Genomic DNA, 13,986 nt, shown 5'->3' on the forward strand with positions numbered 1-13,986 from the left:
CGCGACAGGATGAACCCCCAACGCCCCAGCAGGCAGACCGCCTTACAAATTGACCGTTTTGCCCTTCTTCCCCTTTCGCGCCTGGAACCTCGCCAGGTACCCGTCCAGCGCCGCCTCCAGCCCCACGTCGGTCTTGGCCTCCTCCGACAGGAACCACTTGTGCTCCAGCACCTGGCAGTAGAGCTCCGACGCGTCGGCCTCGGTCTTCACCAGCGGCCCCAGGCGCCTCTGGGCGGGCTCCCAGGAATCGGTGAGCCACCGGAACGCGGCGGCGGAGGTGGGGATGTCCCGCCGGCCCTTGTGCGAGAGGCGGGCCTTGAGCTCCTCGATCTCGTTGAGCATGAGTTCGGCCTGGGCCTCCTGGGCCACCAGGCCCGTGAGGTCGTGCAGGCGGTGGCGGTGGTAGTCCCGGTCGGTGACGACGGTGCGCATGACGAGCTTTTCCCGGTCCCCGGTGGCGATGAGCTTGATCTCCTGGATGGAGAAGCCCAGGGCGTTCAGCGCGCGCACCCGCTCGTGGATGCGCCAGCGCTCGTCCACGCCCACGATGACTTCGCGGTTCACCTCCGTCCAGAGGCTTTCGTAGCGCCGGCGGATGTTGGCGCCGAAATCCTCGGGCCGCAGGGCGTCGGGGAGCTTCGTGACCATGGAGATGTCCAGGAGGTCGCCCCCGACGTTGTCCTCCATGATCATGAGATCCTGGCGGCGCTGGCCGTCGGTGAGCGTCTCCCGGAGTTCGGAGGTCTCGGCGTCCACCAGGTAGGCGCCCAGTTGCCCCGCGTCCCGGCGGAACAGCACGTTGGAGAGGGAGCAGTCCCCCCAGTAGACGCCGGCGAGGTGCAGGCGCACCAGGAGCCCGGCCATGGCGTCCAGCAGCCGCTCCTGGTAGCGCTCCAGGCCCGGGTTCTGGAAGAGCACGCGGTAGGGGTGGCTCGCCTCCAGGAACCGCGTGAACAGGAGGCTCACCCGCTCCCCGTCGGGCCGCACCGCCAGGGCGTGCCCCACCGGCTCCACCGAGGGCAGGCTCCGGGCCTGGATCTCCAGGAGGGCGCCGTACTCCTTCCCGGCGAGCCCCTCGGGCAGCTCCTTGACGGCGTACACGCAGGTGCCGCCGTAGCTCACGAACTGCACCTCGTGGCGGGACAGGCCCCGCTGAAGTTCGATGGAACGGTCCGTGGCGCCGGGCCAGGCCGCGAGCTCCACGTCCCAGGGCAGGTCCAGGAAATCCGGATGGCCGGGGCGGACGAGGATGGAAAGGAGGCCGGGGGCTTCAGTCATGGGAGTTCCATTCTATCCGCGGAGCAGCTCCATCAGGGCCTCGGCGTCCAGCCGCGCCGGGGCGGCCGCGCCTTCCAGGAGGTCGTCGGCCAATTGGCGCTTTCGCGCGTGGAGGTCCACGATGCGCTGCTCGATGCTGCCGCGAAGCACCAGGCGGTAGATGGTCACCGGCCGGGTCTGCCCGATGCGGTGGGCGCGGTCCGAGGCCTGGTCCTCCACGGCGGGATTCCACCAGGGATCCATGTGGATGACGTAGTCGGCCCCCGTGAGGTTGAGCCCGGTGCCGCCGGCCTTGAGGCTGATGAGGAACACGTCGCCCTCGCCGCGCTGGAAGGCGGCCACGGCCTTGGCGCGGGCCCGGGCCGGGGTGCTCCCGTCCAGGTGGAGGAAGGGCACGCCCAGGCCTTCCAGGGCCTTGGCCAGGAGGTCGAGGTGGTCGGTGAACTGGCTGAACACCAGGGCCCGGTGGCGGTTCTCCCGCAGGTGGGCCAGGAGCTCCAGGAAGGCCTCCATCTTCGACGAGGCCACGCCCAGGCCGGGCTGCACCAGGTCGGGGTGGCAGCAGGCGCGGCGCATGCGCATGATGGCCGCCAGCACCTGGATGGGCTGGCCGCCCTCGCCCAGCTCCTCCAGGCTCCGCTGGCGGATGGCCTCCAGTAGCGCGGTCTCCCCGGCGCTGGGCTCGACCTCGAGGGTGATCTCGGTGCGCGGCGGGAGCTCTTCCAGCACCTGGGCCTTGGTGCGCCGCAGGAGGAAGGGGCCCACGAGCCGCTTGAGGCGCTGCAGGGCCTCGGCGTCGCCCTGGCGCTCGATGGGGAGCTGGAACCGCCGCTGGAAGACTTCGAAGGAGCCCAGGAGGCCGGGATTGAGGAAGCGCAGGATGTTCCACAGCTCGCCCAGGTGGTTCTCCACCGGGGTGCCGCTGAGCACCAGGCGGAATCCGGCCTGGAGCGCCATGGCGGCCTGGCTGCGCTTGGTGAAGGCGTTCTTGATGGCCTGGGCCTCGTCCAGCACCACGGTGGACCAGGCCACCTTGGCCAGGCCTTCGGATTCCAGGTGCAGGAGGCCGTAGCTGGACACGATCAGGTCCATGGGTCCCGCCTGGGCCAGGACGGCCTCCCGGTCCCCGTCCGCGAGGTTCCGCACCCGCAGGGCCGGGGCGAACCGGGCGGCCTCGTGCTCCCAGTTGGCGCAGACGCTGGTGGGGGCCACCACCAGGGCGGGCCCCGCGCCGCCCCGGGCCAGAAGCAGGGCGAGGGCCTGGAGGGTCTTGCCCAGCCCCATGTCGTCGGCGAGGCAGGCCCCCAGCCCCGCGTGGGCCAGGCGCATCATCCACCGGTAACCTTCCTCCTGGTAGCCGCGCAGGCCCGCCTCGAGCGTGGCGGGCAGGGCCGGCTCCAGGGCCATGGCCCCCCGGACCCGGGCCATGCGGACCTTCCAGGCGCGGTCGCCCTCGAAGGCGTCCAGGCCCTCCCCCAGATCGCCCAAGAGCGCCGCGGCCCCGGCGTGGAGGCGCAGAACCTGACCGTGGAGTTCGCCCAGGGCGTTGAGGTCCAGGAGCCTCCGGCGGAACGCGCGGGAAAGGGCCAGGAAGGTGCCGTCGGCCATGGGCAGGAAGCGGCTCGAGCTCGATTCCAGGTGGTCCAGGACGGCCTTGAGGTCCGCGACCTTGGCGCCGTCGATGCGCACCTCGCCCTGGACCTCCAGCCACCCGCCCCCGGCCTCGGCCTTCAGCCGCATGGACTCGAGGCCGACGGTGCGGGGGGCTTCCAGGGGCCGCCCTTCGGGCCACACCACCGGATAGCGGCTGCGGGCCGCCTCGGCTTCCAGGAGGAGCTCCAGGCAGGCCTCGGGATCCGACAGGCTCCAGGTCCAGTCCTCCGACCCGCCCAGGGTGGGAAGGGCGGCCACGAGGCCGGCGGCCTCCCGGCCTTCGGCCTCCAGGTCCCGGTGCACCAGGAGGCGGCGGCCGCCCTGTTCCACCACGAGGCTGGCCCCGCCTTCGCCGGGGGGCAGCCCCGGGCCGCCGGCCACGGGGTGCACGCGCACCTGGGCGCGCAGGCCTTCCCCCGCCGGCACCAGGACCAGGGTGGGCACCGTTTCGCCCGCGACCCGCGCGAGGCCGGCCCGGGCCGAAGCCTCCGCGCCCATGCCCACGTCGGAGTGGATGTCCACCAGGGGCGCCACCGCCGCCAGGGACTTCAGGAGCCGCTCCCGGGCCGAGGCCGGGACCACGAGCCGGTCGCCCAGGACCTCCCGCAGGCGCCGGTGCGCGTCCTGGAACACGAAGATGCGGGTGCGCCGGGGGCCCTCTTCCCGGGCCAGCACGCCACCGGGGCCGGGCTCGGGTTCCAGGCGCAGTTCCAGGTTTTCGCCCTGGCTGCGCACGCGCAGCTCGGGCTTGCCCTCCACCAGGTCCATGGGCCTGCCTTCCCAGTGGACGCAGGGGTGTCCGACCAGGGCGGCCAGGGCTTCGCTGCCTTCCACGTGGTACGTGAATTCCGAGCCGAAGGGACGCTCGGCCTGGATGGAGGCGATGGCCCGGTGGTCCTGGGCGGTGAGGTAGTCGTAGGTCCTGGGGTTCTCCCGCAGCTTGCGCAGGCTCACCGGGCGGCCCCGGCTCCACTCGCCCCGGGCGTCCTGCTTCTGCTCCCGGGCCTGCACCTCGAAGGTGCCGTCCTCGAATTCGTGGGGGGCCACGAACCAGGCCAGGCGCGTGGTCCGGGGCGTGCCCGGGGCCGGCGCTCCCATGCGCTCCAGGCTGTCCAGGGCCCGTTCCCAGGCGGCCTCCCGGGGCACCAGGTCCAGGAGCGGGCTGGGCCGGGCGTCCTCCCCCCGCAGGCGCCGCTGCAGCTCGAGGAGTTCCCGGGTGAACCACCCGAAGGGGAGGGGCGCGCAGGCCCGCAGGGCCCGCTCCGGCAGGTCGGGGGGCGGGGTCTCCCCGCCCAGGTGGGCCGCCACGGCGGCGAACACCAGGCCCAGGGGGGTGAGGTCCCGGGGCAGGCGCTGGGCCAGCCCGTGCTGGGGCCGGGCGCCGGAAAGAAGCCGATACAGATGGGCGAGGATCACCGGGAGGTCCCGCAGGGGGCTGCCCATCCCTCCGCGGTCCAGCAGGGCCAGGCGCTCCTCCACCCGGCGCAGGGCCGCGGGCTCGCGGGTGCCCAGGAGGGCCAGGATGTGGAAGGGCTCGTGGAGGCCGGGAAGGACCGAGGTCTTCCGGCGGGTGGCCTTGCGCAGGGTTTCCACGGAGGCGCCGTAGTGCCGCGCCGCCAGGGCGGGGCTGCCCGCGGCCAGGGCGGCCAGGCCTTCGAGGTTGCTCCAGGAGAAGTGCTCCCGGGCCTTGGCGGGCTGGGCCTCCATCCAGGCCCGGGCCTGGGCGTCGCGGCCCATGAGGATGAGGTAGAGGATCAGGGGGAAGGCCGCGGCGCTGGGGGCGGGCTTGCGGGTGCGGGCCTCCAGCCACGCCAGGAAGCCCGGGTCCGGCAGGTTGTGGAGCAGGTGGTCCAGGAGGAGGGCGTTGCAGCCGTGGGCCTGGGCCGCGGGATCCAGGCCGTCGAACCACGCCCCCTCGAAGGGCCCGCCGCACACCAGGGCCAGGGGGTCCCGGTGGCCGGTGGCGGTGACGAACTGCTCGGCGAAGCGGTCCCGCAGCGGCAGCCAGCGCTCGGCGCGCCCCTCCATGAGCGCCAGGCGCAGTTCGGCCCGGCTCCGCATGGCCCCGTCGGGCACCATGCCCCCGCCGCCTCCGGCGGGAAGGCCGGCCTGGAAGATGGCCCGCAGCACGCCCCGGGCTTGGGCGAGGCGGGCGGCGGACTCCAGGCAGCGCTCGGCGCAGTGCCAGAAGTTCCGGCGCTCCACCGCGAGGCCCTTGGCCTTGAGGCGCTCCAGGAGTTCCTGCGCCTTCCGGGGGTTGGCCGCCCAGGCCGGCGCCAGGGGGTGCGCGTTCGCGCGGGCCAGGGTCTGGGCCAGGTGGCTGTTGGTGGAGGGCAGGCCCATGGCGGCCAGGCCCATGAGGATCGCCTGCTCCTCCTCCGGGAGCCGGCGGAGGCCGGCGAGGTTCATGGGGCCTTCGGTCATTTCAGTTCCGGACGGCCTGGAGGAGCCGTTCCCACTCATCCCCAGCCCTGCCGCCACGTTCAATCCCCTTTGCCCCATCTTATCGACACCTTGACCGGGATTACCCGATCCCACCGCCGGGAATGCGATTTTCAGGGCCTCGAACATCGTATGCGCGGTGGGGGTTGCCAAGCGTAGCTTATGGGCTACACTTGTGCCATGGAGGAGATTCGCCAGACCCCCGAGTTCATGAAATGGCTTTCCGATCTGAAGGACAGGCAAGCGAGGGCCCGCGTTCAAACGAGGATCTACCGTCTCCGCCTCGGCCTTCCAGGCGATGTGAAACCCGTGCGAGAGGGCGTTTCAAAGCTGCGAATCAATTACGGCCCAGGGTATCGAGTCTATTTTTGCAGGAAGGGTGAAACTTTGATTTTCCTACTTGCTGGTGGGGACAAGAGTACCCAGGAAACTGACATACGAATCGCTCTGAAATTGGCCCATAGTCTGTAAAGGATGAACCCATGGAAACCGGCAAGAACCGCACCCCCAGTCCACGCACGGCCCTTGTCGGGCGAACCAAAACCATCCCTTTTGACGGTGCCGCCTACCTCAAGGATGAAGGAGATATGGCGGCACTCCTTGAGGCGGCCCTGGAAGACGGCGATCCCCGCGTGATCGCCGCGGCCATCGGCGACATCGCGCGAGCCCAAGGCATGACGAAGATCGCCAAGGCCACGGGACTGAGCCGCGAGTCCCTTTATCGGGCTCTGTCTCCTGAGGGGAACCCGGAACTGGACACCTTTATCAAGGTCGTCCACGCCCTTGGCTTGAGGCTCCACGCGACCGCGACGACCTGACCTCTAACAATCGCGGGATCCCTGTTTGCGCGCCCTGGTTCTCGATTCTCCCCGTTCCCCCCGGCAGGTGTGCCGGGTCTGCGGCTTGCCGTGGAAGGTCAGAACTGGTGCGCTTCCGTGCTCCCCGTGAGGGCCAGGGTCGAGGCCAGGCCGGCGCTGAGGGTCTCGGACACCGCGTCGAAGTAGCCGGTGCCCACCTCCCGCTGGTGGCGGGTGGCGGTGTAGCCCCGGGGCTCGGACGCGAATTCGGCGGTCTGGAGCCGGGTGTAGGCGGTCATGCCCTCCTCGCGGTAGGCGCCGGCGAGCTCGAACATGGTGTGGTTGAGGGCATGGAAGCCCGCCAGGGTGATGAACTGGAAGCGGTAGCCCAGCCTGCCCAGCTCGCGCTGGAAGTCCGCGATCTGGGCGTCCGAGAGGTTCTTCTTCCAGTTGAAGGAGGGCGAGCAGTTGTAGGCCAGGAGCTTGCCGGGGTGGGCGGCATGGATGGCCGTGGCGAAGGCCTCGGCCTGGGCCAGGTCGGGGGTGGAGGTCTCCATCCACAGCATGTCGGCGTAGGGGGCGTAGGCCCGGCCCCGGGCGATGGCGCACGCCAGGCCCCCCTTGAGGCGGAAGAAGCCCTCCGGGGTGCGCTCGCCGGTGAGGAAGGGGCGGTCCCGCTCGTCGATGTCGGTGGTGATGAGCATGGCGGAGTCCGCGTCGGTGCGGGCCACCAGCACCGTGGGTACGTCGAGCACGTCCGCGGCGAGGCGGGCCGCCACGAGGGTGCGGATGAACTGGCCCGTGGGCACCAGGACCTTTCCGCCCAGGTGGCCGCACTTCTTCTCGCTGCTGAGCTGGTCCTCGAAGTGCACCGCCGCCGCGCCGGCCTCGATCATGGACTTCATGAGCTCGAAGGCGTTGAGGGGGCCCCCGAAGCCGGCCTCGGCGTCGGCCACGATGGGAAGCATCCAGTCCCGGCTGGTGCCGCCCTCGGCGTGCTCGATCTGGTCGGCCCGCTGGAGGGCGCCGTTGATGCGCTTGACGAGGGCGGGCACGGAATTGGCCGGGTACAGGCTCTGGTCGGGGTAGGTCTGGCCCGAGAGGTTGGCGTCCGCGGCCACCTGCCAGCCGGAGCAGTAGATGGCCCTGAGGCCGGCCTTGGCCATCTGCACGGCCTGGCCCCCGCTGAGGGCGCCCAGGGCGGGCACGAAGGGCTCGAGCTTCAGGAGCTCCCACAGCCGCGTGGCGCCGCGGTGGGCGAGGGTGTGGGCCACCTTGACGGTACCCCGGAGCCGCTCCACCTGGCTGGGGTCGTAGGGGCGGACGATGCCGGTCCAGCGGGATTCCAGGGGCGTGATCATCGGGTCACCTCGAGGGGGGCCGGCTCCAGGAGCAGGTCGTAGGCGGGAAGGGTGAGGAAGGGGGACGGGACGCGGGCGAGGATGAGGGTCTCGAAGAGGTCCGAGGCCTCCAGGAACCTGCCGTCGGCGAATTCCAGCTCGCCGATCTCCGCCCGGATCTGGAACAGGGCGTCCTCCACGAAGGCGTGGAAGAGGGGGCGATCCAGGGGACCCAGGCGCTCGACGTCGGCGCCGTGGCGGATCCACTGCCACACCTGCATGCGGCAGATCTCGGCCGTGGCGGCGTCCTCCATGAGGCCGTAGAGGGCCACGCAGCCCTGGCCGCGGAGCCAGGACTCCAGGTAGCGGATGCCGACCTTCAGGTTCTGGCGCAGGGCCTTCTCCGTGCGGGGACCCCGGGGCACCGCCAGGAGCTCCGCGGCCTCCACGGGGCCGGGGATGCGGTGCAGCTGGTTGGGGCCGGCCAGGTTCTCCTCGAAGGGGGCCTGGGCGATGGGCACCAGGGCGGGGTGGGCCACCCAGGTGCCGTCGCAGCCGTCCTGGACCTCCCGCAGCTTGTCGGCGTGCACCTGGGCGAAGGCCTGGGCCGTGCCTTCGGCGTCGCCCCGCTGGGGCACGAAGGCGCTCATGCCGCCCAGGGCCAGGCAGCCCCGCCGGTGGCAGGTGCGCACCAGGAGCCGGGCGTAGGCGCGCAGGAAGGGCTGCTCCATGTGCACCAGGCCCCGGTCCGGGAAGAGGGCGTCCGGGCTCATGCGCCGGGTCTTGATGAAGGAGAAGATGTAGTCCCAGCGGCCCAGGTTCAGGCCCGCGGCCCGGCCACGGTGCTCGAAGAGGATCTCCTCCATCTGGAAGGCCGCCGGCAGCGTCTCGATGAGGATCGTCGTGCGCACGGAACCCCGGGGCAGGCCCAGTTCGGCCTCCATGGCGCCCAGCACCTGGTTCCACCAGCGGGCCTCCAGGTGGTGCTCGAGCTTGGGCAGGTAGAGGCAGGGGGCGCCGCCCCGGGCGAGGATCGCGCCGGCGTTGTGGTACAGGAAGAGGCCGGCATCGAACAGGCACCCGGGGATGGGCTCCCCATCCACCTCCAGGTGCCGCTCGGGCAGGTGCAGCCCGCGGGGGCGGACCATGAGGGTGGCCACGTGCTCCTCGAGGGCGTAGACCCTTCCGGTGGGCGGGTCCAGGTGGCGGAGGGTGCCCCGCACCGCTTCGCCCAGGTTGCGCTGGCCCTCCACGAGGTTCTCCAGGGTGGGCGCCAGGCTGTCCTCGAAATCGGCCATGTAGACCCGGGCGCCGCTGTTGAGGGCGTTGATGAGCATCTTCCGGTCGGGGGGGCCGGTGATCTCCACCCGGCGGTCCAGGAGGTGGGAGGGCAGGGGGGCCACCGACCATTCGGACTCTCGGATCTCGCGGGTTTCCGGAAGGAACCCGGGCAGTTCGCCCGCATCGTAGCGGGCCTGCCGGGCTTCGCGGTTCCGGAGCAGGACCTCCAGGCCGGGGCGGAAGGAACGGGTGAGGTCCTCCAGGAAGGCCAGGGCGCCTTCGGTGAGGATCATGGGGTCCGCATGGTAGGGGAAGGTGGTTCCGGACATCCCGGGATGGAGTTTCGTCGACATGGAAGCCTCCGAGAATTGATCTCAGTCACAAATTGACCTAAGCTGGGGGAATCGCAAGATCCCTTTGAAATTCAACCGGTTGATTTGTCAATAAAGGCAAAGCGACCGCCCGTGATTTTGTAAATCTTGTAAAGGCGCCGCCCGATGTCCGAGAACGCCCAGAAGGCCGCCCCCAGGCTCGGCGCCAAGGTCCGGGCCCTGCGCCGCCAGGAGGGGCTCAGCCAGGTCCAGATGGCCGAACGCCTCTCCATCAGCCCCAGCTACCTGAACCTCATCGAGGCCAACAAGCGCCCCCTCACGGCGCCCCTGCTCATCCAGCTGGCCCACGCCTTCAAGGTGGACCTGAAGAGTTTCGCGCCCCAGGAGGATCAGCGGCTGGCCGAGGACCTCATGGAGGCCTTTGGGGACCCCATGTTCGACTCCCTGGATCTGCCGGCCTCGGAGGTGCGGGACCTGGCCCAGGGGTGTCCCGGCCTGGCCCGGGCCGTCTTCTTCCTCTACCAGGCCTACCGGGAGGGGCGCCGCCGCATGGACACCCTCTCGGACCAGCTGAGCGACGGCCAGGGCTACGGCGCCCCCGCCAGCCTTCCGCCCTCGGAGGCGGCGGGGGACTTCATCCAGCGGTCCATGAACCACTTCCCGGTCCTGGAGGCGGCCGCGGAGGAGCTCTGGGCCCGGGCCTCCCTGGACCAGGACCTGCTCTACACCGGCCTGATCGAGGCCTTCAAGGGCTACGGCGTGAAGGTGCGGGTCCACCGGGCCGGGGATGCCCCGGGCATCCTCCGCCGCTACGACCCCGAGGCGCGGCTGCTCAGCCTCTCGGAACTCCTCCCCCCGCGCAGCCGGGCCTTCCAGATGGCCCACCAGTGGGCCCTGCTGGCCCTCCGGGACGTCCTGGACGAGCTCATCCGCGATCCCCTGCTCTCGGACGACACCACCCGGGCCATGGCCCGGGTGGCGCTGGCCAACTATTTCGCGGGGGCCGTGCTCATGCCCTACGGGACCTTCTTCCGGGCGGTGCGGGCGGGGCGCTACGACATCGAGCTTCTCTCCCGGCGCTTCGAGGCCAGCTTCGAGCAGGTGTGCCACCGCCTCACCACCCTGCGCCGGCCAGGGGAGGAGGGCGTGCCCTTCCACTTCCTGCGCATCGACATCGCCGGGAACATCTCAAAGAGCTTCTCGGCCTCGGGCATCCGCTTCGCCCGCTACTCTGGGTGCTGCCCCCGGTGGAACGTGCACGCGTCCTTCCTCACCCCCGGCCTCATCCGGACCCAGATCAGCGAGATGCCCGACGGGGTGAAATACTTCTGCATCGCCCGCACCCTGCAGAAGGATACCGGCACCTTCCGCGGCCAGCACGCCATGCAGGCCCTGGGCCTGGGCTGCGAGATCGGGTACGCCCGGGAACTGGTGTATTCCGATGGGCTCATGCTCGAGCAGCCCCCGGTGCCCATCGGGGTCACCTGCCGCCTTTGCGACCGCGCCGACTGCGAGCAGCGGGCCTTCCCGCCCCTGCACCAGGGGATCCGGGTGGAGGAACGGGTGCGGCGAGGCAGTTTCTTCGCGCACCTTGGGGATTAATTCCGTAATAATCAGGCATTTCCCCGTCATCTCCCCTGGGTGCCCATGGCCGGATCCCGCTTACCCGTCGCAGCCGCGTTCCTCCTGGTGCTGGCCCTGCTTCCGGGAATCCGGGCCCGGGCCGAGGCGCCCCCCGGCGCGGGCCCGGTGCGCGTGTTCAACGCGGCCGACGGCGTGCCCCAGATGGCCATCTACGCCCTGGCCTCGGACCGGGAGGGCCGCCTCTGGGCGGGCACCCTGGCCGGGGTGGCCCGGTTCGACGGCCAGGCCTGGAAGAGCGTCGAGGGGCCCCCGAGCCGGTACGCCCTCCTGGTGAACGGCAATTCCATGACCAGCACCTCCGACGGCGCCATGTGGATCGGGACCCGGTTCCAGGGGTACCTGGAATACCGCCGCAGCGGGTGGAAGGTCCATGACACGCAGTCCGGCCTTCCCATCAACAACGTCAACGGCCTCCTGGAGAGTTCCCGCCAGGACCGGTCCGGCCGCAGGATCCTCTACGGCGCCACCCACGGCAAGGGCGTCGTGGCTTACCAGGACGGCGCCTGGCAGCGCCTGGGCGGGGAACTGGCGGAAGAGAGGACCTTCTGCCTCCTGGAGCGGGAGGGGGCCCTGTGGGTGGGCTCGGCCCGGGGCGTCTGGATCCTGGAGCACGGACGCTGGCGCCCCTTCGAGGCCAACGGATCCCTGGCGGACCCGCTGGTGCGCACCCTGGCCGAATCCACGGAACCCGACGGCTCCCGCAACGTCTGGATCGGCACCGAGAAGGGCGGCCTGTACCGGTGGCGCCGCGGACGGCTCGAGGCCCTCCCCATGAAGGAGCGCATGGGCAACACCAGCGTCCGCGCCCTCCTGGCGGGCGCCGACGGCTCCATGTGGGTGGGCACCTCCGGCGGCGGCATGGCCCAGATCACGGGGGACCAGTGGCTGGTGCGGGGCACCCGCAACGGCCTCGCCTCCGACTTCATCCGCTGCCTGGCGTTCACCCCGGGCGGTCCGGACGGATCGGTCCTGTGGGCGGGCTCGGACGGCAAGGGCATCTTCCGCATCCATTCCGGCGGGTGGCGGCGCGTGACCGTGCCCTGGCCCCACGCGGACCCCAGGGTCCAGGCCTTCGCCGAGACCCGGAACCCCGCCACGGGCGAGCCGGTGCTCTGGATGGGCAACACGGGCCTGGCCCGGCTGGAGAAGGGCGTCTACACCTTCTTCAACCCCGGCCTGGACGCGGCGGGCGCCACCATGCGAAGCCTCTTCGCGTTTCCCGGGGAGTCGGACCTCTGGTTCGGCTACGGCAACAGCCTCGGGCGGTTCTCCGGGGGGCGGTTCCGGTTCTGGACGGAGAAGGACGGCTTCCCTCCGGGCACGGTGCGGGTGCTGGCGGGCACGCGCGACGCCCGGGGGGCGCGGATCCTCTGGATCGGCACCAGCCGGGGCCTCGTGAGGTTCGACGGCCGGAGCTTCCTCGCCGTGGAACCCCCGCCCGGGGACCCCAAACCCTCGGTGCGCAGCCTGGACGTGGACGGCACGCGGCTCTGGATGGGCACCGACAAGGGCCTGGCCTGCCGTGAAGGGGATGCCTGGGTGACGCCCGGCTCCCAGGCGTCGTTCCCCCCCGTGGGGGTCCATGCCCTGCTGCGCCTGCCGGCGGGAATGGTGGTGGGGACCTTCGGATCCGGCGTCCTCCTCTTCGACGATCCGCGGGGCTCGGGCGGGCACCGGTCCTTCACCACCCGGAACACGCCGGCCCTGCGCCAGGACCTGGTGTACGACCTGGTGCAGGACGCCGCCGGCCGGATCTACGTGTCCAGCCCCCGGGGCGTGGCGCGGGTGGACCCCGCCCGGGGCTGGGCCTGGGACAACTTCGGCACCGAGGACGGCCTGCCGGGGATGGAGTGCATCAAGGGGTCGCTCTTCCGGGACAGCTCGGGGCGCATCTGGGTGGGGACCGAGGACGGCCCGGCCTGGCTCGATCCCGCCACGTCCGCCCAGGACGTCGTCCCCAAGCCCCTGGTTTGGGAATCGGCGTCGGTGCGCGGACGCGCCCTGGAGCCGGGCGCCCGGCTCTCCCACAGGGACCACGGCATCCGGTTCGAGTTCCGCCTCCTCACCGGTCACCGGGAGCAGGACACGGTCTATCGCACCCAGCTCAAGGGCCTCCAGGACGCCCCCGGGGACTGGTCCGCCGCCTCTGGCGCCCAGTACCCCAGCCTGCCGCCGGGTCCCTACACCCTGCTGGTGTGGGCCCGGGACTACGCCGGGAACCCCACGGGACCCCTGGAATTCGCCTTCCAGGTGCTGCCGCCGCCCTGGCTGAGCCCCTGGGCCTGGGCGGGCTACGCGGTCCTCCTGGGCGCGGGCGTCCTGGGGCTGCTCCGCCTGCGCACGCGCGTGCTGGCCGAGCGCAACCGCGAGCTGGTGGAGCGCATCGGGGAGGCCACCCGCGAAATCGAGCAGCGGCGGGAGGAGCAGGAGAAGCTGAACCGCGAGCTGGTCCTGCTGAACCTGGACAAGACCCAGTTCATGGGCATCGCCGCCCACGACCTGCGCAATCCCCTCAACACGATCATCCTGGTGTCCGACGGGCTCGTCTCCGGGGACCTGGAGGAATGCCCGCCGGAGATCCAGCCCTGGGTGAGGAAGATTGCCACCTCGGCCCACCACATGACCGCGCTCATCGACGAGTTCCTGGACGTCAACGCCATCGAGAGCGGAAGGTCGAAGCCCAGCCTGCGCGTCCTGGGCCTCGAGGAGGTGCTGGAACCCCTGGCCAGCCTCCATCGCCTGCGCCTGGAGGCCAAGGGCCAGGTGCTCGTGGTGGAGGGGGCCGCGGGCCCGGCCCGCATCGTGGCCGACCCCAACCACCTGCGCCAGATCCTCGACAACCTCCTGTCCAACGCCTCCAAGTTCTCGCCCCACGGCGCGGTGCTGCGGATCCGGGTGGTGCCGGGGCCCGCCGCCACGCGGCTCGACGTCATCGACCAGGGCCCGGGGGTCAAGGACTCCGAGCGGGGCGACCTGTTCCGGCGGTTCTCCAAGCTTTCGGCCCGCCCCACCGGTGGGGAGAGTTCCTCCGGGCTGGGCCTGAGCATCGTCAAGCATCTGGTGGACGCCAACCATGGCCGGATCTGGGTGGAGAACCAGCCCGGAGGCGGGTGCGCCTTCTGCCTGGAGGTGCCCTCGGCGCTGCCTGCCGGAGGCAGTCTCAATCTCACTGAAAAAAATTGACGCTGTTGATTAAAAATTGAATCAGGAAGCGGCTCC

At 71.1% G+C, this 13,986-nt stretch carries 8 protein-coding genes; 4 read left to right on the forward strand and 4 right to left on the reverse strand.

The genetic code is table 11. The features are described 5' to 3' along the window. Positions 1-42 precede the first annotated feature (42 nt). Together ACZ5LB_RS03140 and ACZ5LB_RS03145 are read right to left on the reverse strand one after the other, a co-directional pair. A complete protein-coding gene (locus ACZ5LB_RS03140; RefSeq protein WP_464604699.1) occupies positions 43-1,278 on the reverse strand; it encodes a DUF4032 domain-containing protein in 1,236 nt (411 codons plus the stop codon). 12 nt (positions 1,279-1,290) lie between these two features. After that, positions 1,291-5,355 carry a DEAD/DEAH box helicase gene (locus ACZ5LB_RS03145; protein ID WP_464604700.1) on the reverse strand — a complete coding sequence of 1,355 codons (4,065 nt, stop codon included), beginning with the start codon at positions 5,353-5,355 and terminating at the stop codon, positions 1,291-1,293. Positions 5,356-5,553: 198 nt separating this feature from the next. Here ACZ5LB_RS03145 and ACZ5LB_RS03150 point away from each other — a divergent pair, with 198 nt between their 5' ends. Continuing rightward, positions 5,554-5,844 (forward strand): type II toxin-antitoxin system RelE/ParE family toxin, encoded by a 291-nt coding sequence (locus tag ACZ5LB_RS03150; protein ID WP_464604701.1) that lies wholly within the window; start codon positions 5,554-5,556, stop codon positions 5,842-5,844. Between the two features lie 11 nt (positions 5,845-5,855). Further along, entirely contained in the window at positions 5,856-6,191 is a 336-nt protein-coding gene (locus ACZ5LB_RS03155; protein ID WP_464604702.1) for an addiction module antidote protein, read from the forward strand. A gap of 98 nt (positions 6,192-6,289) precedes the next feature. On the opposite strand, the gene aceA is transcribed toward ACZ5LB_RS03155, so the two are convergent. Beyond that, positions 6,290-7,531, reverse strand: a complete 1,242-nt coding sequence (gene aceA, locus ACZ5LB_RS03160; RefSeq protein WP_464604703.1) for an isocitrate lyase — start codon at positions 7,529-7,531, stop codon at positions 6,290-6,292. Next, complete coding sequence (gene aceB, locus ACZ5LB_RS03165) at positions 7,528-9,144, reverse strand: malate synthase A (protein ID WP_464604704.1); 1,617 nt, start codon at positions 9,142-9,144, stop codon at positions 7,528-7,530. Before aceB ends, aceA begins: the two co-directional genes overlap by 4 nt. A 144-nt stretch (positions 9,145-9,288) precedes the next feature. Here aceB and ACZ5LB_RS03170 point away from each other — a divergent pair, with 144 nt between their 5' ends. Together ACZ5LB_RS03170 and ACZ5LB_RS03175 are read left to right on the forward strand one after the other, a co-directional pair. Beyond that, positions 9,289-10,725 (forward strand): helix-turn-helix domain-containing protein, encoded by a 1,437-nt coding sequence (locus ACZ5LB_RS03170; protein ID WP_464604705.1) that lies wholly within the window; start codon positions 9,289-9,291, stop codon positions 10,723-10,725. A gap of 45 nt (positions 10,726-10,770) precedes the next feature. Then, the gene (locus ACZ5LB_RS03175; RefSeq protein ID WP_464604706.1) at positions 10,771-13,950 is read left to right on the forward strand and encodes a sensor histidine kinase; all 3,180 of its coding nucleotides are present in this window, start codon (positions 10,771-10,773) and stop codon (positions 13,948-13,950) included. Positions 13,951-13,986: the final 36 nt, after the last annotated feature.

This window comes from Mesoterricola sp. MK458, from assembly GCF_055384935.1.

Bases quoted from the DNA above. Each gene is read 5' to 3' on its own strand.
- ACZ5LB_RS03140 (WP_464604699.1), bottom strand. From the start codon at position 1,278: ATGACTGAAGCCCCCGGCCTCCTTTCCATCCTCGTCCGCCCCGGCCAT.
- ACZ5LB_RS03145 (WP_464604700.1), bottom strand. From the start codon at position 5,355: ATGACCGAAGGCCCCATGAACCTCGCCGGCCTCCGCCGGCTCCCGGAG.
- ACZ5LB_RS03150 (WP_464604701.1), top strand. From the start codon at position 5,554: ATGGAGGAGATTCGCCAGACCCCCGAGTTCATGAAATGGCTTTCCGAT.
- ACZ5LB_RS03155 (WP_464604702.1), top strand. From the start codon at position 5,856: ATGGAAACCGGCAAGAACCGCACCCCCAGTCCACGCACGGCCCTTGTC.
- aceA (WP_464604703.1), bottom strand. From the start codon at position 7,531: ATGATCACGCCCCTGGAATCCCGCTGGACCGGCATCGTCCGCCCCTAC.
- aceB (WP_464604704.1), bottom strand. From the start codon at position 9,144: ATGTCGACGAAACTCCATCCCGGGATGTCCGGAACCACCTTCCCCTAC.
- ACZ5LB_RS03170 (WP_464604705.1), top strand. From the start codon at position 9,289: ATGTCCGAGAACGCCCAGAAGGCCGCCCCCAGGCTCGGCGCCAAGGTC.
- ACZ5LB_RS03175 (WP_464604706.1), top strand. From the start codon at position 10,771: ATGGCCGGATCCCGCTTACCCGTCGCAGCCGCGTTCCTCCTGGTGCTG.